The sequence below is a fragment of the Gordonia sp. UBA7860 genome (assembly GCF_002500165.1).
Taxonomy (GTDB): Bacteria; Actinomycetota; Actinomycetes; order Mycobacteriales; family Mycobacteriaceae; genus Gordonia; species Gordonia sputi.
Map to the genome: position 1 here is coordinate 36,015 of NZ_DLSO01000085.1, position 20,526 is coordinate 56,540.

Annotated in this window: 21 protein-coding genes; 7 read left to right on the forward strand and 14 right to left on the reverse strand. The window is 65.0% G+C overall.

Going from position 1 to position 20,526, the window contains the following annotated elements:
* Positions 1–38: 38 nt before the first annotated feature.
* The 3 genes from B3T59_RS11195 to B3T59_RS11205 all read right to left on the reverse strand — a co-directional run bounded on the left by B3T59_RS11195 (position 39) and on the right by B3T59_RS11205 (position 2,301).
* On the reverse strand, positions 39–356 hold the full coding sequence (locus B3T59_RS11195) for a DUF2516 family protein (protein WP_005209405.1): 318 nt from the start codon (positions 354–356) through the stop codon (positions 39–41).
* Positions 357–366: 10 nt separating this feature from the next.
* Positions 367–888, reverse strand: coding sequence for a helix-turn-helix domain-containing protein (locus tag B3T59_RS11200; RefSeq protein WP_372495585.1), 522 nt, complete (start codon positions 886–888; stop codon positions 367–369).
* Between the two features lie 72 nt (positions 889–960).
* The gene (locus B3T59_RS11205) at positions 961–2,301 is read right to left on the reverse strand and encodes a DUF445 domain-containing protein (RefSeq protein WP_251723860.1); all 1,341 of its coding nucleotides are present in this window, start codon (positions 2,299–2,301) and stop codon (positions 961–963) included.
* A gap of 112 nt (positions 2,302–2,413) precedes the next feature.
* Between B3T59_RS11205 and B3T59_RS11210 the strand changes: the two genes are divergently transcribed.
* A complete protein-coding gene (locus B3T59_RS11210) occupies positions 2,414–3,151 on the forward strand; it encodes a TetR/AcrR family transcriptional regulator (protein WP_040517800.1) in 738 nt (245 codons plus the stop codon).
* The gene (locus B3T59_RS11215; RefSeq protein WP_251723859.1) at positions 3,144–4,010 is read left to right on the forward strand and encodes a polyphosphate kinase 2 family protein; all 867 of its coding nucleotides are present in this window, start codon (positions 3,144–3,146) and stop codon (positions 4,008–4,010) included. The genes B3T59_RS11210 and B3T59_RS11215 overlap by 8 nt, the downstream gene beginning before the upstream one ends.
* A 19-nt stretch (positions 4,011–4,029) precedes the next feature.
* Here B3T59_RS11215 and B3T59_RS11220 read toward each other — a convergent pair whose 3' ends face one another.
* Positions 4,030–5,220: a benzoate/H(+) symporter BenE family transporter gene (locus B3T59_RS11220; protein ID WP_287003375.1), complete on the reverse strand. Its 1,191-nt coding sequence runs from the start codon at positions 5,218–5,220 to the stop codon at positions 4,030–4,032.
* A gap of 67 nt (positions 5,221–5,287) precedes the next feature.
* Between B3T59_RS11220 and B3T59_RS11225 the strand changes: the two genes are divergently transcribed.
* Entirely contained in the window at positions 5,288–5,857 is a 570-nt protein-coding gene (locus B3T59_RS11225; protein ID WP_197501276.1) for an XRE family transcriptional regulator, read from the forward strand.
* A 118-nt stretch (positions 5,858–5,975) separates the two neighbouring features.
* Complete coding sequence (locus tag B3T59_RS11230; RefSeq protein WP_287003378.1) at positions 5,976–6,920, forward strand: hypothetical protein; 945 nt, start codon at positions 5,976–5,978, stop codon at positions 6,918–6,920.
* A 105-nt stretch (positions 6,921–7,025) separates the two neighbouring features.
* On the opposite strand, the gene B3T59_RS11235 is transcribed toward B3T59_RS11230, so the two are convergent.
* The 4 genes from B3T59_RS11235 to B3T59_RS11250 all read right to left on the reverse strand — a co-directional run bounded on the left by B3T59_RS11235 (position 7,026) and on the right by B3T59_RS11250 (position 11,710).
* Positions 7,026–7,826 (reverse strand): heparin-binding hemagglutinin, encoded by an 801-nt coding sequence (locus B3T59_RS11235; RefSeq protein ID WP_251722245.1) that lies wholly within the window; start codon positions 7,824–7,826, stop codon positions 7,026–7,028.
* Between the two features lie 201 nt (positions 7,827–8,027).
* Positions 8,028–8,909 carry a 3-hydroxybutyryl-CoA dehydrogenase gene (locus B3T59_RS11240; RefSeq protein ID WP_376782629.1) on the reverse strand — a complete coding sequence of 294 codons (882 nt, stop codon included), beginning with the start codon at positions 8,907–8,909 and terminating at the stop codon, positions 8,028–8,030.
* A 221-nt stretch (positions 8,910–9,130) separates the two neighbouring features.
* The gene (gene aceA / locus B3T59_RS11245) at positions 9,131–10,417 is read right to left on the reverse strand and encodes an isocitrate lyase (protein WP_005209419.1); all 1,287 of its coding nucleotides are present in this window, start codon (positions 10,415–10,417) and stop codon (positions 9,131–9,133) included.
* Positions 10,418–10,942: 525 nt separating this feature from the next.
* On the reverse strand, positions 10,943–11,710 hold the full coding sequence (locus tag B3T59_RS11250; RefSeq protein ID WP_251722241.1) for a hypothetical protein: 768 nt from the start codon (positions 11,708–11,710) through the stop codon (positions 10,943–10,945).
* Between the two features lie 93 nt (positions 11,711–11,803).
* Between B3T59_RS11250 and ramB the strand changes: the two genes are divergently transcribed.
* Positions 11,804–13,225 carry an acetate metabolism transcriptional regulator RamB gene (gene ramB, locus B3T59_RS11255; RefSeq protein WP_251722239.1) on the forward strand — a complete coding sequence of 474 codons (1,422 nt, stop codon included), beginning with the start codon at positions 11,804–11,806 and terminating at the stop codon, positions 13,223–13,225.
* 730 nt (positions 13,226–13,955) lie between these two features.
* On the opposite strand, the gene B3T59_RS11260 is transcribed toward ramB, so the two are convergent.
* Positions 13,956–14,423 (reverse strand): MaoC family dehydratase, encoded by a 468-nt coding sequence (locus B3T59_RS11260; protein ID WP_251722237.1) that lies wholly within the window; start codon positions 14,421–14,423, stop codon positions 13,956–13,958.
* Positions 14,424–14,449: 26 nt separating this feature from the next.
* Between B3T59_RS11260 and B3T59_RS11265 the strand changes: the two genes are divergently transcribed.
* A complete protein-coding gene (locus B3T59_RS11265) occupies positions 14,450–15,010 on the forward strand; it encodes a carboxymuconolactone decarboxylase family protein (protein WP_251722235.1) in 561 nt (186 codons plus the stop codon).
* A 10-nt stretch (positions 15,011–15,020) separates the two neighbouring features.
* Positions 15,021–15,677 carry a class I SAM-dependent methyltransferase gene (locus tag B3T59_RS11270; protein WP_251722234.1) on the forward strand — a complete coding sequence of 219 codons (657 nt, stop codon included), beginning with the start codon at positions 15,021–15,023 and terminating at the stop codon, positions 15,675–15,677.
* A gap of 100 nt (positions 15,678–15,777) precedes the next feature.
* Here B3T59_RS11270 and B3T59_RS11275 read toward each other — a convergent pair whose 3' ends face one another.
* From B3T59_RS11275 to B3T59_RS11295, 5 genes are all read right to left on the reverse strand, one after another.
* Complete coding sequence (locus B3T59_RS11275) at positions 15,778–16,881, reverse strand: LLM class flavin-dependent oxidoreductase (protein WP_251722232.1); 1,104 nt, start codon at positions 16,879–16,881, stop codon at positions 15,778–15,780.
* Entirely contained in the window at positions 16,878–17,618 is a 741-nt protein-coding gene (locus B3T59_RS11280; RefSeq protein WP_251722230.1) for an ABC transporter ATP-binding protein, read from the reverse strand. The genes B3T59_RS11275 and B3T59_RS11280 overlap by 4 nt, the downstream gene beginning before the upstream one ends.
* Positions 17,615–18,457: an ABC transporter permease gene (locus tag B3T59_RS11285; protein WP_251722228.1), complete on the reverse strand. Its 843-nt coding sequence runs from the start codon at positions 18,455–18,457 to the stop codon at positions 17,615–17,617. Before B3T59_RS11285 ends, B3T59_RS11280 begins: the two co-directional genes overlap by 4 nt.
* Positions 18,457–19,455, reverse strand: coding sequence for an ABC transporter substrate-binding protein (locus B3T59_RS11290; RefSeq protein WP_287003382.1), 999 nt, complete (start codon positions 19,453–19,455; stop codon positions 18,457–18,459). Before B3T59_RS11290 ends, B3T59_RS11285 begins: the two co-directional genes overlap by 1 nt.
* Positions 19,456–19,629: 174 nt before the next feature.
* On the reverse strand, positions 19,630–20,457 hold the full coding sequence (locus tag B3T59_RS11295) for a carbon-nitrogen hydrolase family protein (protein WP_287003429.1): 828 nt from the start codon (positions 20,455–20,457) through the stop codon (positions 19,630–19,632).
* Between the last annotated feature and the right edge of the window lie 69 nt (positions 20,458–20,526).

Sequence of the window (20,526 nt, forward strand, 5' to 3'; positions counted from 1 at the left end):
TCGACTCGCCGGGTTTCAGCAGCACCCGACCCACAAAACTAGCGCCCGACCTTACGGAACCAGGACTTCCCCTGAATCGAGTCGACGCGGGGCCGCACGTCGACGATGTACACCAGAACCGCGACGACGCCGATCAGATAGAACAGCGAGGGCGCCTGGAAGAACCAGATGAACACCGTCGACGCGGCGAGGATCGCGACCCAGATGACCTTCGTCTGCTTATCGACGGCCCGGAAGGCGTCGGAGCGTTGGATCGACGCGTGGATCAGCGACACGATCGCCGCAACACCGGCGACGATGGTCAGCACCCACAGGATCAGGTTTTGGCCCGCAGCCATGAAGCTCACAAAGTTCACGAATCACACTCTAGTCGTGGTTGCCCGCGGTCGGGTCGGCGTCGTTCTCGCGGTTCTCGCGCTGGAACGACTCGTAGATCTCCAGCAGCATCTGCTTCTGCCGTTCGCTGATCGACGTGTCGATCAGCAGCGCGTCACGCACGGGACTCGCCGGGCGCTCCTCGAGGATGCCCGCTCGCACGTAGAGCACCTCGGCGGACACCCGCAGCCCCTTTGCGATCTGGGCCAAAACGTCGGCCGACGGTTTACGCAGCCCTCGCTCGATCTGGCTCAGGTACGGGTTCGACACGCCGGCGCGGTCGGCGAGCTGACGAAGCGAGACCTCGGCAGCCACACGCTGCGAGCGGATGAAGGAGCCGATGTCCTGCGCGGCCGTGGCCACCACGTCCTGCGCGGCATTGGCGACCGTCTCCACCGGGTTGCTCGACCCCTCGTCGCCTGTCGCCTCGTCAACCGTCGCCTCGACGATCTCGCGCGCGTCGTCGGACCCGGTGTTCGCGTCGTCGTCCGACGGGATTGGTTTGCTCTGCACTGCTTCTCACTCCCGATACTCGCTGCCCCATGCCAGTATCGGGGTGCGTGCTAGCTCGTGCAAGCAGTGACGTCAGCCGAAGATCAGCACCGACACCGTGTAGATCGCGAGTCCGGCCAACGAACCGACCACGGTTCCGTTGATCCTGATGAACTGCAGATCGCGCCCCACCTGCAGTTCGATCTTCCGGCTGGTGTCGTCGGCATCCCAGCTGCGCACGGTTTCGGTGATCACGGAGATGATCTCGCGGGAGTAGTTCGTCGCGACGTGGTTGGCCACCCGCGCGACCCAGCCGTTCATCTTCTCCTGCAGCGGACGGTCGTCGCGGATACGCGTTCCGAGTCGGATGACGGCGTCGGTCAGGGTGTTGCGCAGCGTGCTGTTGGGATCTTCGAGCATCTGCTCGATGACGGCCTTGCCGGTGTTCCATGCGGTCGACGCCGCGTCAGCGACCTCGGCACTCCCGACGAGGTCGTGCTTGATGCCCTCGAAGCGCTCGATCATCGCGGGATCGTGCTGGAGGTCGTGGGAGAACTGCTCGACGAACTGGTGCATCGACCGCCGCATCTCGTGCTCGGGGTCGGTCTTGACCTTGTAGGTGAAGTCGACGAGTTCGCGATAGATCTTGTCGCCGACGAGGTTGGTCACGAATTTCGGCTTCCACGACGGCCCCACATCCTGATCGACGACTCGCTCGATGAGGTCCTGGCTGCCGACCGCCCAGTCGTAGGCACGGTCACACAGCAATTGGAAGACCGGGTCGAGCCGGTCCTCGTCGACGAGCTGCTCGAGGATGCGGCCGATCGGCGGCGCCCACTCGGGTTCGGCCGCCCACTTCAACACGGCCTGGATGAACTGCTCGATGTCTTCGTCGCCGAGCATCTCCGAGGCCAACTTGATCGCGCGTGCCGCCTCATCGGAGATGCGCGGAGCGTTCGCGGGGTCGGCCAGCCACGTCGACACCCGACGGGGCATGTCGAGTTGTTCTGCACGTTCGACGACCACGGCCGGCGTCATGAAGTTCTCTTCGATGAACTCGCCGAGCTGATCTCCGATCTCGTCCTTCTTCTTCCGGATCAGAGCCGTGTGCGGCACCGGGATGCCCAGCGGATGCTTGAACAAGGCGGTCACAGCGAACCAGTCGGCGAGTCCGCCGACCATGCCCGCTTCCGACGCCGCGCGCACGTACCCCACCCACGCCGCCACGTTGGCACCGTCGCGATGCTCGAGGTAGCGCATGCAGAGGTAGACGATCGCAGCCACCACGAGGAAGCCGGTCGAGACCACTTTCATCTTGCGGAGGTCACGGCGCCGGCGCTGGTCACCCGGTCCGTCGGCGGCGCCGAATCCCGGCGACGACCCCTTCGCCCGCGCGGGCGTCTGCCCCGGTTGGCCGGAAACGTCCGGAATCACTGTCGACACTCAATAAGTTCTACCCTCTTCCGGGGATTAGGCTGGCCGGGTGATACCCAACCGCCCAAGCCCTGCGGCCGCGGCACGTACTGCGCTTTCGGCTGCTGCACACGTGACGCGCGGGGTCGAACAGGCGCTGCTCGGCGCGGTCACCGACGACACGGTCAAACCCGACGGGCGCAGGCAGCGGTGGGAGAAGCACAAACAGGATCGTCGGAGTGAGTTGACCGATGGCACGATCGACGCCGTGCGCGCGCTCGGAGCCGACGCCGGGATGGACGAGATCGCCACACACATCGGTGTCTCGAAGACCGTCCTCTACCGGTACTTCAGCGACAAGAACGACCTCGGAACTGCAGTGACCGTGCGCTTCTTCGAGACAACGCTGCTCCCCAGGTTGGCCGAGGCCATCTCCGACGACGCCGACGAGTACACGCTGACCAGAACGGTGATCGGCGTGTATGTGCGGGCAGTGGCCGACGACCCGGCGCTGTACCGGTTCGCACTGACCAACTCACCGACGTCGTCGGTCGGGACTGTCGAATCGGAGCGACTCGTCGCCCAGTTGCTGACGGCGGCGATCGTCCTGCGGATGGAAGAGCGCTCCGCAGACACCTCCGGGGCCAAGGTGTGGTCCCACGTACTCGTGGGCGGCATCCAGCGCGCTGTCGACTGGTGGATGACCGACCGCGACGTCTCCGTCGACGAGCTGATCGACTACCTGACGATGATGGTGTGGAGTTCGGTCATCGGGATCGCCGGGGTCGACGGGTCCCGCGAGCAGTTCATCTCCGACCCTCCCCCGCTGACACAACCGACGAGACCGGAGGAGGCTCACGTCGATGGGTGAGAACGACAAGAACGCGGGATGGACGCGACCCGCGACCGAGGCACTGCGGGCCACGACACTCGGGCCGATCGCCGAGTTCGACACCGGGTCCACCCCCGGCTTCGAGGGCGATCACGGGTACGGCACCCAGTTGCTCGCCGAACGCGGCGAGGTGCTCGCCGATCTACAGGAGTTGTTGTACGCCAACGGCCGATCCGGTGATCACCGCTCGGTGCTACTCGTGCTGCAGGGTATGGACACTGCGGGCAAGGGCGGGATCGTCCGACACGTCGGCGGTCTCGTCGATCCACAGGGCTTGTCGATCAAGGGTTTCGGTAAGCCCACACCAGAAGAGCTCGAGCACGATTTCCTGTGGCGCATCCGCAAGGCCGTGCCTCCCGCTGGGCATATCGGCATCTTCGATCGTTCGCACTACGAGGACGTACTTCCCGTGCGGGTACACAATCTCGTGCCGCAATCCGAATGGGAAGGACGCTACGAGACCATCAACGAGTTCGAGGATGATCTCGTCCAGACCGGAACGACCATCGTGAAGTGTGCACTGGTCGTCTCCAAAGGTGAACAGCGTAAACGCCTTGCCGAGCGACTCGACCGACCGGACAAGTACTGGAAGTTCAATCCGGACGACATCGACGAGCGACCGTTCTGGAACGACTATCTCGACGCCTACCAGGCGATCTTCGATCGCTGCGACTCCGACACAGCGCCCTGGTATCTCATTCCCGCGAACAAGAAGTGGTTTTCGCGCCTCGCGGTGTGTGAACTACTGATCTCCGCACTCGAAAGCCTCGACCTCGAGTGGCCAAAGGCCGACTTCGACATCGACGCCCAGAAGAAGAGGCTCGCGGCCTCCGACTGAGTTCGCGGTGGGCAGCCGATCAGGTCGACGGGTCGCGGCGTCGGAGCACCGTGTGCGCCACGAGTCCGACGACGAGCGCCCAGAACGCTCCCCCGATGCCCCAGAACGAGATCCCCGCAGCAGCGGTGACGAACGTGAGCGCGGCGGGAATTCGGTACTCCTCCTGCGCCAGCGCACCGACGAGCGCCGAGGCGAAGGTACCGAGCAATGCCAGTCCCGCAACCGTTTCGAGCAGACCGTGCGGCGCGATCGCCGTGATCGTGACCAACACGCCCGACAGCGCAGCGAGGATGAGATACGACACGCCCGCGGAGACTCCCGCGATCCACCGTCGGGAACGATCCGGTCCGGCCTCATCGCCCGCGGCGAGCGCTGCCGACAACGCGGCCAGATTGATCGCGTGACCACCGAACGGCGCGCCGACGACCGTGCCCGTGCCCGTGCCGAACATCGAAGCCCGCCAAGGGGTTTGGTAGCCGAACGACTTCAAGACCGCGACGCCCGGCACATTCTGCGAGGCCATCGTGACCACGTAAAGCGGGATCGCGATGCCGACGACCGCCGAGGCGTCGAAATGCGGTGTGGTCCAGGCGATCTGCGGCCACCATTCGGTGTGGGCCGCGGAGTCGACGCCGCGCACCGCAAGGTAGATCCCGATCACGACGAGCGCGGTCATCAGAGCGAGCGGCAACGCCCAGCGCGACAACCAGCGAGTGGCACATAGCCACACCACGAGAATCGGAATGGTCAGCAACGGTTGCACCGCAAGGGATTTGATCGGCGCAAGACACAGCGTCAGCAGCACGCCTGCGAGCATCGCCTGTGCGACAGGCGTCGGAATTCTTGCTATGAGATCACCGAGCGCGGGGATCAATCCTGTGGCGACGACGAGAACTCCGACGACGAGAAACGCGCCGACAGCGGCCGGCCAGCCCGCGTGGTAACTCGCACCCATCGCCGCGAGCAGGGCCGCGCCGGGCGTCGACCATGCCAGAGTGATCGGCATCCGATAGCGCAGGCACAGCACGATGATGCCGAGCGCGAATGTAGCCGTGAGCGCCAACAGACCCGACGCCGCCTGTGTCGACGACGCCCCGACGGCGCGAAGCCCGGACACGACGACCACAAACGACGAGGTGAAACCGACGAGCGCGGTGACGACGCCCGCGACGATCGGCTCGGTGTTCGACGCCTGCTGCTGTGCGGTCACGACGCCAGCATAGCGGTATCGTTCTGTAAACAGAACACTCGGTGCGAGACCGCACCGCGACCGACCAATGACGCGGAAAGGCAGGCACGTGGTCGAGGGAGTTGTGAGCGACTCGGAGCGTGACGATCGGCGAAGAGACGTCGGTGAGCGGATCTCGGCGCTACGGACCGAACGCGGACTCAGCCTGTCCGCGCTGGCCCGCGCCGCCGGGATCGGCAAGGGTTCGCTGTCCGAACTCGAAGCGGGACAACGCAACCCGACCCTCGACACGCTCTACGCCGTGGCGGGCCCCCTCGGCGTGCCACTGACGGCCCTCCTCGGCGAGGCGTCGGGAACCGAGGGCGACGGCACGCACCTCACCGCACGGCTGCTCCACGTCGAACATCACGACGACGGTTCGACGACGGAGGTCTTCTGGCTCCACGTCTCTTCCGGAGGGGTACGACGCTCCCCGTCGCACGGCGCCGGCGTCGTCGAACATGTCCGAGTGGTCCGCGGAAACCTCGTCGCCGGGCCCGAGGGCGACGAAAGGGCCGCGGCCGCAGGCGAATCCCTGCAATGGATCAGCGACCGACCGCACACCTACCGCACCGACGACGACGTCCTCGCCGTACTCACCATCGACTCACCTGCCTAGCTTCGGTCGTCGGCGCGACCCCGTTGCGTTCGCGCGAACCCAACCCAGGTCGCGGGAACGGAACGACGTCGCGAAAAATCGAGGGAACCGCGCACGGGTCCGCTGCGTCAAAAGACGCATGCTCCCCGAACTCGACTTCCCGACCGATCGCCACGGACTAGTCCGCCGCAAGGCCGCTCTGCGCAATAACATCTCCGACGGCCAGCTCGCAGCCGCGATCTCGGCCGGAATTCTCATCCGGTTGGCCGACGGGGTCTTCGCCGTCTCCAGCGACGAGCTCACCGACGGCGACGACGGGGGCGATCGCCTGTATCGCCTGCGGACCATCGCGGTCGCGACGTCGTCGAAGAGCACCGGACCGAGAGTGCTGAGCCACTGGTCCGCGGCCGCGCTGCACGGTCTCCCGACACTGAAACCCGACCACGAGCTGGTGCACTTCGCGAACGGCGGCACGAGCGGCGGATTCATACGCGGGCGACGCCACGTTCATTCCGCATTCGTGGCGCCCGAGCAGACGATGTCGATCGACGACCTGGCGTTGACAACCCTGGAGCGGACAGCCGTCGACATCGCACTGAGCGGGACCTTCGCCCAGGGGGTGGTCGTGTTCGACGCCGCGCTCCGCCTCGGCGCCGACCGCGACGCGATGCGCAAATTACTCAACGGTCGACGTCGTCGAGGCGTCCGCGGCGCACGACAGGCGCTCTCCGTCGCCGACGGCCGTTCGGAAAGCGTCGGTGAGTCGTGGAGCAGAGCACAGATCATCGAGGCCGAGTTACCCATGCCTCGTCTCCAGCACACGTTCCACGTCAACGGACGCGACTACCGCACCGACTTCGATTGGGCGGCGACTCTGATCGGCGAGTTCGACGGGATCAACAAGTACGGTATGCGTCCCGGCGAGACTGCACGCGAGGCGCTGATCCGAGAAAAGAAGCGCGAAGCCGATCTCGCACTCCTCCACGCGACCCTCGTGCGCTGGACATGGGGAATGCTCGAGCGCGACGAGATGGTGCCACTGGTGCGCACCAGGCTTCTCGATCTCGGGCTGATGGCCGCATGACCCCCACAACGCACATTCCCGCGAACCAAGTCCGTTGCCGCGACCGAAATGTCGGTCGCGGCAACGAATCGAGTTCGCGGGAATGCGAGTAGATGTGGCCAGAAACTAGCTGGTGCTCTTCTTGGCCGGGGTCGACTTCTTGGCCGGGGTCGACTTTGCCGGAGCGGTGCTGGTGCGCTTGGCGGCAATCTTCTTGGCGGGCGAGGCATTCGCGGTGCGCGCCTTGCCCTCGACCTTGCCTGCGGCACCGTCGATCTTCGACGCTGCGGTCGCGCTACGAGCCTTGGCGGTCTTGCCGGCCTCGGTGACCGCCGCGCTTGCCTCGTCGAGCTTCTCGTTCACCTCGAGAGCAGCTTCCTCGACCTTGTCGTTGAGATCGTCGACGGCGTCGTCGAGGGCATCGCCGGCTTCGCCGACGCGGGTACTGACCAGCGTGGCGAGCTTGGAAGCCTGCTCACCGACGGCGCGAGTCTGATGCGAGACCACACCGAGTGCGTCCTCGGTCAGATCGACGGCGTCGTTGTAGGTCTTCTCCGCGCGGGTCAGACCCTCCTGCACGATCGGCTGCTGCCACAGACGGCCGACAGCCTCTTCGCCGCGCTCGGCGAGCGAGGTGTAGACGCTCGTGGCGAACTCGACGTAGCCGTCGGCGAGCTTGCGCAGCTCCTCCGGCGACAGCTTGGTGCGCAGGTCGTCGATGGTCGACTCGATGGTGCCCGGAAGTTCCTCGGGCAGAGCGTTCAGACGGCCGCGGGTCTCCTCGAAGCGGGTCTGGGCGGTCTCGCCTGCAGCCTCGGTGCGCTCCTTGATCTGCGTGACGGCGTCGCTGACCTGCTTGAGTGCAAGGTCGCCCGCGCCAACCACGGCATAGAACGGGCTGGGCAGATTGCGTTCGGTGGTGGTCATGGCGATCTCCTTAGTCAATTGGTCACCAAAAAATGTTGCAGCACAAGGCATATCGAGGAGGCAACCACACTGTCACTTCTGGTCTCGATAGGTGCCGCACCAGCACTTGTAGTGGTTCCATAAGCCAGTATGCCACGTTTGCTAGCTATTGCAAGCAATCTGCTAGCACTATTTGCGGGATCGCTGTGATACCGCCCACAATCAGAATCGCGCCTGCGGATCGTCGGCGTATCGATAAAAGCCGCGACCCGACTTCTTACCGAGATGCCCGGCCTCCACCATGCGCAGGAGCAGCGGAGTCGGTGCGTACAGCGCCTCTTTCGATTCCGCATACATGCGGTCGGCGATCGCTGTGACGGTGTCCAATCCGACCATATCCGCAAGCCGCAGCGGACCCATCGGATGCGCGCAGCCGAGCACCATGCCTCGGTCGACGTCCTCGACATCGGCGAATCCGTTCTCCACCAACCGAATTGCCGACAGCAGGTAGGGCACCAGCATCGCGTTCACCACGAACCCGGACCGATCGGCAGACGCAATGACCTGCTTGCCGAGCACGGCGTTGGCGAAAGCCTCTGCGCGCGTGACGATGTCGGCTTCGGTATGCAACGTCGACACCAACTCGACGAGCGGCAGTACCGGGACCGGGTTGAAGAAGTGCAGACCGATCACCCGCGCCGGATTCTGGGTGGCCATGCCCAGCGTGATGATCGGAATGGACGACGTGTTGGACGCCAGGACAGCGCCGGGATCGCGCACGATCTTGTCGAGGGCCGCGAAGATCTCGGTCTTGACGGTCTCGTCCTCGACGACGGCCTCACAGACCACCTGCCGATCGGCGAAATCGTCGAGTTCGGTGGTGAATCGCAGTCGCATCGACGCCTGTTCAAGTTCCCGCTCGGTGAGCTTGCCGCTCGACACTCCCCGCTCGAGCGAGCGCAATATCCGCGACCGACCGCCGGCGACGAGTTCGCGCGAAGGTTCGTAGACCAGTACGTCGGCATCGGAGCGAGCGCACACCTCGGCGATCCCCGCACCCATCTGGCCCGCACCGACCACACCGACACGCCACGCCTCAGACACACTCGCTCCGCTCAGATTTCGTTTGGTGACAACAGATCTCGCGGGCACATGGGTAACTCGCCGGGAACGCCCACGAGTGCCGAATATGCCAACAGGCGGCCCGCAACGTAAGTCGCGGGCCGCCTGTCGATTCGCAAAAGCTCCGGAGAGGCGGACGAGTCCGCAACGTAAAGCTGCGGGCCGCCTGGGCTGGAGCAGACCTCGAAGAGGCGGACTAGTTCCTAGTGGAACTGGCCTTCCTCGGTGGAGCCCTTCAGAGCAGCGGTCGAGGTGTTGGGGTCGACCGTGGTGGCGATGCGGTCGAAGTAGCCCGCACCGACCTCGCGCTGGTGCTTGGTGGCGGTGTAGCCACGAGCCTCAGCAGCGAACTCGCGCTCCTGCAGGTCGACGTAAGCGGTCATCTGCTCACGGGCGTAGCCGTAAGCGAGATCGAACATCGAGTAGTTGAGGGCGTGGAAGCCGGCGAGGGTGATGAACTGGAACTTGAAGCCCATCGCGCCGAGCTCGTTCTGGAACTTCGCGATGGTCGCGTCGTCCAGGTGCTGCTTCCAGTTGAAGGAAGGCGAGCAGTTGTAGGCCAGGAGCTGGTCGGGGAACTCGCTCTTGACGGCCTCGGCGAACTGGCGAGCCAGCTCGAGGTCGGGCTTGCCGGTCTCCATCCAGATGAGGTCGGCGTACGGAGCGTATGCCTTGGCACGCGCGATGCAGGGCTCGATGCCCTTCTTCACGTTGTAGAAGCCCTCGGTGGTGCGCTCACCGGTCACGAACGGCTTGTCGCGCTCGTCGACATCGGAGGTGATGAGGGTTGCAGCCTCGGCGTCGGTACGAGCGACGACGACGGTCGGGGTGTTGGCAACGTCGGCAGCGAGGCGAGCCGAGGTCAGGGTGCGGATGTGCTGCTGAGTCGGGATGAGCACCTTGCCACCGAGGTGGCCGCACTTCTTCTCCGAGGCGAGCTGATCCTCCCAGTGGGTGCCTGCGGCGCCGGCCTTGATCATGGCCTTCTGCAGCTCGTAGACGTTGAGGGCGCCACCGAAGCCGGCTTCGCCGTCGGCCACGATCGGCACGACCCAGTTGTCGACCGAGTTGTCACCCTCGACGCGGGCGATCTCGTCGGCGCGCAGCATCGCGTTGTTGATGCGCTGCACGACGGCAGGCACCGAGTTTGCCGGGTAGAGCGACTGGTCGGGGTAGGTGTGGCCGGAGAGGTTCGCATCACCGGCGACCTGCCAACCTGAGAGGTAGATGGCCTTGAGGCCCGCGCGCACCTGCTGCACGGCCTGGTTACCGGTCAGCGCGCCGAGCGCGTTGATGTAGTTGTCGCTGTTGACGCCTTCCCACAGGATCTCGGCGCCACGACGAGCGAGGGTGTGCTCCTCGACGACGGTGCCCTGGAGCTCGGCAACCTGCTCGGCAGTGTATTCGCGCGTGATGCCCTTCCACCGCGGGTTGGTGTCCCAGTCCTGCTGGATTTCCGCGGCGGTGCGGGGCTTTCCGACGTTGCTCATTAGCCACTTCGCTTTCGTTGTGCTGCTCGTCCCGATCTCCCGAGACGAATGCTTGTCCGGCTCACAGAGACCGGGGCCTATCTGGACCCGGCCGAAGCTGCCAAGGAATGCACCCAGGCCGGATGATGTCAGGCCTCCGAGCGCGCGTCGCGTCCGCAAATGTGATGACCACCACAGGATGGGGTCGGAGTTTGCGAACTCTTCGGCACTTCCCGGAAACGCCTGACTCAAGGGTGCCATACCGAAAACACGCAGGTCCAATCCCCTTTGACTGCAAAAATGCGCCAACCATGTGGCGAAGATTTGCAAATTTTGCAAATCTGGAGATGTGAAGAGTCGTCAGCGGGGCGTTAAAAAGTACGCGCGTACTGCGTTTTCTCCGCACACTCCGCTGACGGTCGGCATGCGCAAGAGCATCAAGCCGACGCCCACTGGAAAGACTCCCGACACCTCACATGTGGCGTGTTTCACACCGAGGTTCCAGGTGCACCCGGCCGCGGCCGGGCCTCGTCACCGTGTGGTCGGTCATCTCGCGGCCGCTTTCAGTGCTGTGCCGAACAGATCGACGAACGCCGACGACGACATCGGCTCCACCGCGTCGGCAGGCGGATTCTGCGCCCGGCCGCCCGGACCGTTCACCGTGAGACTGACCGTGAACACCGAACCTCCTGGACGCTTCACGAGCGCATATCCGACATATCCGACCTGCTTTCGCACTGTCGAATCCGGCAGCGTCGTCGACACATCCGATCGCGAGAGAAAAGCACGTTCGACGCTGAGTCCGCCGGGACTCTTCGCGACCTCCGGCGGGTCGGGCAGCGTCGTCGACTCGGTGGTGACCGTCGCACCCGCAAGACTTCCCGCCGCAACAGTGGTGTGCGTCCTGCGGCACTGCGCAGTCCTCGTGCGGATGTCGTCGTCGATGTCGCGTCGAACAGTGGATACCAGCTCGACGAGCCCGACGTCGGCCGCGCTCGCTGCCAGCACCGCAGAGTTCGACGCGCTGACCTTCTCGGTGAACGCCGTGTCCGCAGTGGCGCGGCACTCCTGTGGCATCACCGTGTCGGCGCGTGCCGCGACCAGTTGCGCACGGTCGGAGTCCACGAGGTCGGAGACGGTCAGTTGCGTCGTCGCGAAACCCGACGGCAACTGCGCGGGCCGAAGCAGCAGGTCGGCGGGAGCGACGGCCGCGGCGGTCGAGACCGCGTCATCATCGCCGCAGCCGGCGAGTGTTGCAGCAACACAGGCGAGCAGCGTCGCTGCCACCCACCGTCGAACCCACCGCCCACGCACGGGGTCACCGTACCCTGAGCGGGTCCGACGAAATGGCGACCTGTGAACTGCGGTGAGCTATGAACAGCAGTGAGCTATGAACGGCGGTGACCTATGAACAACAGGGCATATGTCGGATCGCGCTTACGTCAGCTTCGCTCCGAACGCGGGCTGTCGCAGGTGGCGTTGGCCCAGACGTTGCGCATCTCCGCGTCGTATCTCAACCAGATCGAACACGACGCCCGGCCGCTCACCGCATCCGTGTTGGCGCGGATCACCGAGGCGTTCGGAGTCGACGGCGGGTTCTTCGACTCCCAAGACGACGTGCGACTCGTCGCAGAACTGCGTGAGGCGCTGCTCGACGACGACATCGAGGCCGCCCCGACAACCGCCGACCCCCAGGAGATCGCGGCGATGGTCTCGGCCCACCCAGACATGGCGCAGGCGATGGTGAATCTGCATCGCCGCTACCGGATCGCGATCGACCAGCTCGCCGCGGCGACCGACGAACGCAGTGACCGCGCCATGCGCGGATCGATCACCGCGCCCCACGAAGAGGTGCGCGACTATTTCTACCAGCGCCGCAACTACATTCACGCACTCGATGTCGCGGCAGAAGAGCTCAACGCGCGCATGCGGATGCATTCCGGCGACGTTCGACGCGAGATCGCCGACCGGCTCGAACGCGTCCACGGGGTGACGATCGCGCCGCGCGTCGACCTCGGCGACTACCTCCTGCACCGATTCGACCCCGCGACAAGACGTCTCGAGGTCTCGGCAGCGCTGTCGGCCGGCCAGCGCGCATTCAAACTCGCCGCAGAACTCGCGCTCGTCGAATTCGACGATCTGCTCACCGAATTGGTCGACGAGGCGAACTTCACCAACGACGAGGCACAGGCGCTCGCGAAGACCGGACTGGCAAACTACTTCGCGGCCGCAGTGCTGTTGCCCTACACGCAGTTCCACGGCGCGGCAGAAGATTTCCGCTACGACATCGAACGTCTCTCGGCGTTCTATGCGGTCTCCTACGAGACCATCTGCCACCGACTCTCGACGCTGCAGCGACCGAACCTCCGTGGCGTACCGTGGTCATTCGTCCGCGTCGACCGCGCGGGAAACATGTCGAAACGCCAGTCCGCCACAGGATTTCACTTCTCGTCGAGCGGCGGCACATGCCCACTGTGGAACGTCTACGAGACGTTCGCCTACCCCGGAAAGATCATCACGCAGATCGCCGAAATGCCTGACGGCCGTGACTACTTCTGGGTCGCGCGCACGGTGGAGAGGCGGGCCGTGCGATATGGCCAGCCGGGCAAGACGTTCGCGCTCGGACTCGGCTGCGAGCTGCGCCACGCTGCTCGTGTCATCTATTCGGACGGACTCGAAATCGGCCCTCAGGCGCGAATCACGCCGATTGGTGCGGGATGTCGCGTGTGCGAACGACAACATTGCGCGCAGCGCGCATTCCCACCACTCGGCTCGAGCCTGCGGGTCGACTCCCACCGCAGCAGCGTGTCGCCCTACATGTCGCTCTGACGCAGTCACGCTTCCTCGACAACTCTTCTTGTCGCACAAGCGGACCCCGGTCCGAGGGTTACAGATCCATCACAGGTCGTACGTCGTAGCCATTTGTGGATCAATCGATCAGTATGCGCCCTATGGTGGGCGCGGGAGAGGGGAAGCAGCCGTCGGGGGTGCTTCCCCTCTCCCGGTCTGGAGGCACGACGCCATGCGTTCATCACGGCGACATTCATTACGGCGAAACTCTGCCATCGCCGCCTTCGTGCTGGCGTGTGTTGTCGTCGCGATTGCACCGGGCATCGCTGCCGCGGATCCGCCGAACATGATGGGCATCCCCCAGCAGATCCCCGATGCCATCGACCACGTGGTACCCGCACCGCCCTTTCCGCATCTGTCGAGAATTCCGTTGCGCGCACAGTCACCCGGATTGTCTTGGCGGACAAAGGAATTTCGCGAGGCCACGCTCCCTACCCCGACCGGGGATCCCATATTCGACCGCTGGCCGTCGAACCTCGGTTCCCTCCGCCCCGGCACCGTTCGTCGAACAGTGTCGGCTCGGCGCGAACGCTCAGTACCGTGAGGTGCTCGGCGAGCACGTCACCGCTGCCGTGATCGGCTTTCCGGATGCGATGCGTTGGCTCGACGCGCGACTACGTGGCTCACCTGCACGCAGCGGTTGCCCACATAGCTGATCGGTTCAGGCGGTGTCGGGTTCAGTCGGTGACGTCTCGCGGCGGTGATGGGTTCAGTAGACGAGCACGCGCACGTTCTCGGCGACGCACGCGGGCTTCTCGACACCGTCGATCTGCACCGTGCTGCGCACCACCATGGTCACCCCGGCGGGGCTGTCGTCGATCGAGACGATCTCGGCGTTGGCCCGGATTCGCGATCCGACCTTGACCGGGCTGGGGAAGCGGACCTTGTTCAGTCCGTAGTTGATCACCAGCTTGGGCCCGTTCACGGTGAAGATGTCGCCCGCCAGCAGTGGGAGCAGCGACAGCGTCAGGTAGCCATGCGCGATCGTCGCGCCGAACGGCCCGTCCTTCGCACGCTCGGGGTCGACGTGAATCCACTGGTGATCGCCGGTCGCATCGGCAAATGCGTCGATGCGCTCCTGCGTGACCTCCAACCAGTCGCCGTACCCCAGATCCTCGCCGATCGCCGCTGTCAGCTCAGAGATGCTGTTGAACGTCCGTGGTGTGATGTCCGTCATGAATTCCGTAGTCTACCGTTGCGATCATGACGACCAGTGAAGGTGACGTGGCAACCGGTCCGCGTGTTGCGCCCGGAACATTGAGCGACCTCGGACTCATCAACTGGGTGTTCGCGAGGGGCGCGGCACGCGTCATCGGGGTGCGCGACGCTCACGTCTTCTCGACTCTGGGGCGCACACGCGGACTCTTCCGCGCATGGCTCTACTACTCCAGCAGGCTGATGCCGTTCGGCTCACTCTCGCGGCGTGAGTCCGAGATGGTGATCATCCGCGTCGCGCACTTGCGCGGCAGTGACTACGAACTCGACCACCATCGCCGCCTCGGCAAACGCGCAGGCATCGATGACGCCGAGCTCGCACGGATCATCGCCGGACCCGACGCCGGCTGGGGTGACCGGGAGAAGTGGATGCTGCAGGCCGTCGACGAATTGATCGCCGACAAGGACATCAGCGAGACCACCTGGACGTCGCTGCGTCGACATCTCGACGAACGCCGGGCCATCGCCTTCGTTCTGCTCGCGCTGCAGTACGACTCGTTGGCCACCACGCTGCACACCTTGCGGGTCCAGCGCGACGACCGCGTGTGAGGCTCCCACGATGACCCCGCTGGCCCAGCGGGCCATGAACAATCGACTGTTCAGCGAAGTCTATGAACGACTGTGGCGACCGGCGTTCACCCGACTGTTCAGTCTCGGCGGGTCGTCGACCGAGGTCGCCGATCGCGCGCTGGTTGCGCATCTGGCGCGCCGCGGTGAACGCAGCATCCTCGACGTCGCGTGCGGCCCGGGCAACTACACGCGGCGGCTGTCAGCGGCGCTCACCGGCGACGGCCGTTGCGTCGGCATCGACTTCTCGCCGACGATGCTGGCCAAGGCCGCGGCCACAAACAGCGGCCGACGAGTCGCCTACATTCGCGCCGACGCACATTCGATTCCGTTCGGCGACAACACCTTCGACTCCGTCGTGTGCCTGGCGGCGCTGTATCTGATCCCCGACCCGCTGCCGGTGATCGACGAACTGGTCCGGGTCGCCAAACCAGGTGGCGAGGTCGCGGTATTCACTTCGGTCGTCACCAACCTGACCGGACTGCCGGGAGTCCGAACCGTCACCGCGCTCACCGGGTATCGGATCTTCGGCCGCGCCGAGATCGTCGATCGCCTGCGGGCGGCCGGAGCGGTCGACGTCGAGCAGACCATCACCGGGCAGGGGCAGTTCGTCCTCGCCCGGCTACCCACCGAAGAAGACCGCCCCTGAATGTGTGTTGAATCGAAGGATGTGTGCGCTGCAGCACCCACATCCTTCGATTCGACACACATCTAGACGCCGAACTGCGCGCGCCGTTGACCTCTCACGCTCAGATCGCCTGCGGCGCGCGGGTTTCGGCCGCGCGCACCAGCGGTGCCACTCCCTCCGCGAACCAGTACGCCTCCTCGATGTGCGGCTGACCGGACAGGATGAAGTGGTCGACGCCGAGCGCGCGGTACTCACCGATGAGGTCGGCCACCTCGGAGTGGCTTCCCACAAAAGCGGTGCCGGCACCGGGCCGCACCAGTCCGTAACCCGCCCACAAACCGGGGTACACCTCGAGATTCGCGAGGTCGGCGTTCAACGACAGTTGTCGACGCTGACCCTCCGACTCGGACTGCAGAAGCCGTTCTCTCGCAAGGGCAATCACGTTCGGGTCCATGCGGTCGACCAGCTTGCGGGCTTCCGCCCACGCCTCTTCGCGCGTGTCGCGGGTGATCACATGCGCACGGATGCCGAATGAGAGTGTCCGGCCGTGCTTCGCCGCGCGGGCACGCACGTCGTCGATCAGTGCGGCTACCTTGTCCGGCGGTTCGGTCCACGTGAGGTACGTGTCGACGTGTGCCGCAGCAACTTCCCGCGCGGCGTCGCTTGCGCCACCGAAGAACACGGCAGGCGCTGGTTGCGGTGGCCGTGAAACGGTGGCGCCGGTGACGTCCAAGTACTCGCCGACGAAGTCGTACGGTGTCCCCGACCACGCCCCGCGCACAATCTGTAGGAACTCCGCGGTACGGGCGTACCGTTCCTGCTTGCTGAGGCGATCGCCGAAGCGCTCCTGCTCTTCCCGGTCGCCGCCGGTCACGATGTTCAATGCCAATCGCCCACCGGACAGTTCGGCAAACGTCGCGGCCTGCTGGGCAGCCAAAGTAGGCGTGATCAATCCTGGCCGGAACGCGACGAGGAACTTCAGCCGAGTGGTCTCCTGAATGAGCGCCGCGGTGGTCACCCACGCATCCAGACACCAGGTTCCGGTCGGGGTGAGCACCGACTCGAATCCCAACTTCTCGGCGGTCTTGGCGACGAGAGTCAGGTACTCGAGATCGGGGGCACGGTGTGCCGACGCGGTGCCGAGGACACCGGACGATTGCAGCGCACCGAACACCTCTCGACCGTCGCCCGACGTCGGCAGAAACCAGTGGAATGACGCACTCATCGGGCAGGCTCCTCAACAGCTGTAACGTTGGTGTCTCGACTTCCGACGCCGAGGTGGCCGAGCACTCGTTCACGCAGTTCGACGACGCGCTGATCGTCTCGATGGCGGGGACGTTCGACGTCGACCGCCACGTCGTACGCGATGGCGCCGTCCTCGAGGACGAGCACACGGTCGGCAAGCACCACGGCCTCCTCGACATCGTGAGTCACGAGCAGCGCGGCGAATCCGTGTGTGCTCCACAGCCTTGTGAGCAGTGTGTGCGCTTCGATCCGGGTGAGCGCATCGAGTGCACCGAATGGTTCGTCGAGCAGTAGTACTTCTGGATTGCGCACCAACGCACGAGCGAGCGACGCGCGCTGGGCTTCTCCACCGGAGAGCGTCAGCGGCCAGGCGTCGACGCGATGCGATAGTCCGACCTCGTCGAGCGCCGTCGCCGCACGCGCTGCGGCATTTCCGCCGGAGAGGTTGAGCGACACGTTCTTTCGGACGTTGCGCCACGGCAGCAGCCTAGGCTCCTGGAATGCCACCGCGCGCGATCCGTCGACCTCGAGTCGACCACCGTGCTGGTCGTCGAGCCCGGCGATGATCCGCAGCAACGTCGACTTGCCCGATCCCGATCTGCCGACGAGTGCCACGATCTCGCCGCTGTGCAGTGTCAGATCGATGCCGTGCAACACCTCGACGTTGCCGAAGGAACGGGTGATCCCCTGTGCACGTACAACTGTCTCCCCACTCATCGACTCACCCTCCATCGGAGCAGCCATGCCTCGAGGCCGCGGACAATCGAATCGCTGAAGAGACCCAGCAATGCGTAGATCACCAATCCGAGCACGATGATGTCGTTGCGGAAGTAGGTGCGCGCATTCATGACCAGGTAGCCGAGCCCTGCGTCGGCGTTGATCTGCTCCGCAACGATCAGCGACAGCCACGCGACACCGAGCGACAGACGAAACCCGGTGAGGGCGCTGGGCATCGCCCCGGGGAGAATCACGTTGCGTGCCAATCCGAGTCGACCGAGACCCACCGAGCGACCCGCCTCGATGAGTTTCGCATCGACGCCGTGGATACCCGACACCAGATTGAGGTACAGCGGGAACAGTACGCCGAGCGCCACCATGTAGACCTTGGGCTCCTCCCCGATACCGAACCACACGACGAACAACGGGATGAGCCCGAGGAACGGCACGGTGCGGAGCATCTGCAGTGGCGGGTCGATGGCCAGATCTGCGATCCGGAAGAAGCCGACGAGCAGACCGAGCGCGACTGCCAACACCACGCCGAGCGCCAGTCCGATGCCGACACGCTGCAGCGAAACTCCCAGCGCCGCTTGCAGTTCTCCTGTGCCCCACAGTTCACGCGCCGCCGCCCACACCTGTGTCGGCGGAGACAGCTTGCTGGCCGGAATGACGCCGTTGGTCGATAGCACCTGCCAGGCGATCAGCAGGACGAGCGGTGAGATGAGCCGCAGCCACGGACCGACCGACAGGCGCGTGCGCCGTCGGCTCGGCGCACGACGACTGCCTGCGTCGGCGTCACCCCGGATCGCAGTGGCCGAGCCCGCGACTGCCCCCGTCATCAGTTCGTGCCCGCGAGTGCGCCGTTGAACTGGTTGTCGAAGTAGTCGGCTGCCCTGGGCTTGTTGGGGATCACCTTGGCGTTGGCGAACAGGTCGATGAGGTGTTGATGCTTGGCGATCTGCTCATCACCGATCGGGACCAGAGAACCGGAAGACGTCGAGAATGTCGCTTGCGCAACGGGTTCGGGGAGCTTGGTGAGCTTGCTGTAGATCGGAATCCACTGGTCCTCATGGGTCACCGACCACTTGTTCGCTCGCGCGAGACGGCCGATGAGATCGCTGATCGCCTTCTGCTTCGCCGAGTCGCCGAGCGACGCCGACGAGGCGAGGTAGTACGCCTGCTGGGTGACCAAGCCGGCGCCGTCGGAGATGACCTTGGCTCCGTGCTGCGAGATCGCCACTTGCGCAAACGGATTCCAGACTGCCCAGGCGTCGACCTGGCCGTTGGTGAAGGCGGAGAGGCCCTCGGTGGGCGTCAGGTAGGTCTGCTGGATGTCACCGGGCTTGAGGCCCGCCTTGTCGAGGAGCGCGAGCACGAGTCCGTTGGAGCTCGATCCCTTGGTGAAGGCGACCTTCTTGCCCTTGAGGTCTGCGATCGACTTCACCGACGAGCCGCTCGGAGCCAGCAGGAAGTCGCCGGGCTTCTCGCGTGACTGGACCGCCACGATCTTCAGGGGCGCGCCGCTGGCCTGCGCGAAAACCGGTGGCACATCCCCGGTTCCACCGATGTCGACCTTGCCGGCCGCTGCGGCTTCGAGCAGTGGCGGACCCGACTCGAACGAAGCCCAGTCGATGTCGTAGGGCAGGTCCTTCAGCTCACCGGATGCTTCGAGGAGCGACTGGGTCTGCTTGACCTGATCGCCGACGGTGAGGGTGATGCGTTGCGCCGATGTCGACTGGCCACCGCTACCTGAATCATCGGAAGAGCATCCGCTCACAGACAGCGACAGCGCAGCTGCGAGTCCGACGGCCAATGCGCCCCAACGTTTCCTCGACACGGTACTTCCTTTCCAGACCACCCCCGCGGGTGTCGATGTTGGGAAGAATTGTCGGCGCCGGTGTGGCGATCACACCAATCACCGCCACCGTCGGACACGGAGGCCGGTCGCATCGGCCCAGCTCAGCTGCGCCGCAAAGATTTTCACTCACCGCGACCGAAAGAACCGTTGGGTTCAGCTCGGCACAGCACTGCCGATCATCGAGGCATCAATGCGTCGGCGATTGCGCAGCACGGGCAGCGAGTCACGCACACATCGGACAGCCGCCGTGTCTATATTGGCGACCAACAGGTCGGGGCCGCTGCCGAGCTGACCGACCACCGCCCCTGAAGGGTCACAGACCAGGCTGTGTCCGACACCTAAAGGCGCAGTGCCGGTGATGATTTCGCCGCTTGCCGCCGGGTCAGCCTGTCCGCAGGCCGCGACGAACGTCGTAGAGTCCAGCGCCCTCGCCCGTGCCAGGAGCGTCCATTGATCGGCCTTGCCTTCGCCCGCACCCCAGGACGCTGATACGACCACGAGGTCTGCCCCCGCGGCCGCGAGCTCTTGGATCATCGCCGGGAACCGAATGTCGTAACAGGTCGCGAATCCGATGGTCACGCCTTTCACCTCCGCGGTGACCAGGTGATCACCCGCCGACACGGTGTCGGATTCCGAGTATCCAAACGCATCGTAGAGATGAATCTTGTCGTAGTGGGTGCGCGTTTCGGGCCCCGTGATCAACAGAGTGTTGCGCACTCTTGGTCCGTCGCCCGGCGTGAACATGCCTGCGACGACCGTGACCCCCGCCTCCGCCGCGATCTCGTCGACAGCACGCGCCCAGTCCCCGGAGATCGGCTCTGCAATCTCGGCAAGGGGGACCCCGAATCGGCACATCATGGCCTCCGGAAAGACGACAACATCAACTCCGAGTGCCGCGGCATCGCAGACGTGACGTTTTATGATCCTCAAATTCGCGGCCGGGTCGGTGCCACTGCTGACCTGTGCGAGCCCGATGCGCAGTTGCGGGTTTGACGTCGTTCTCATTGAATCCTCCTGGATAGGTCCGCGACCACGGGTTGTAATTGGGGT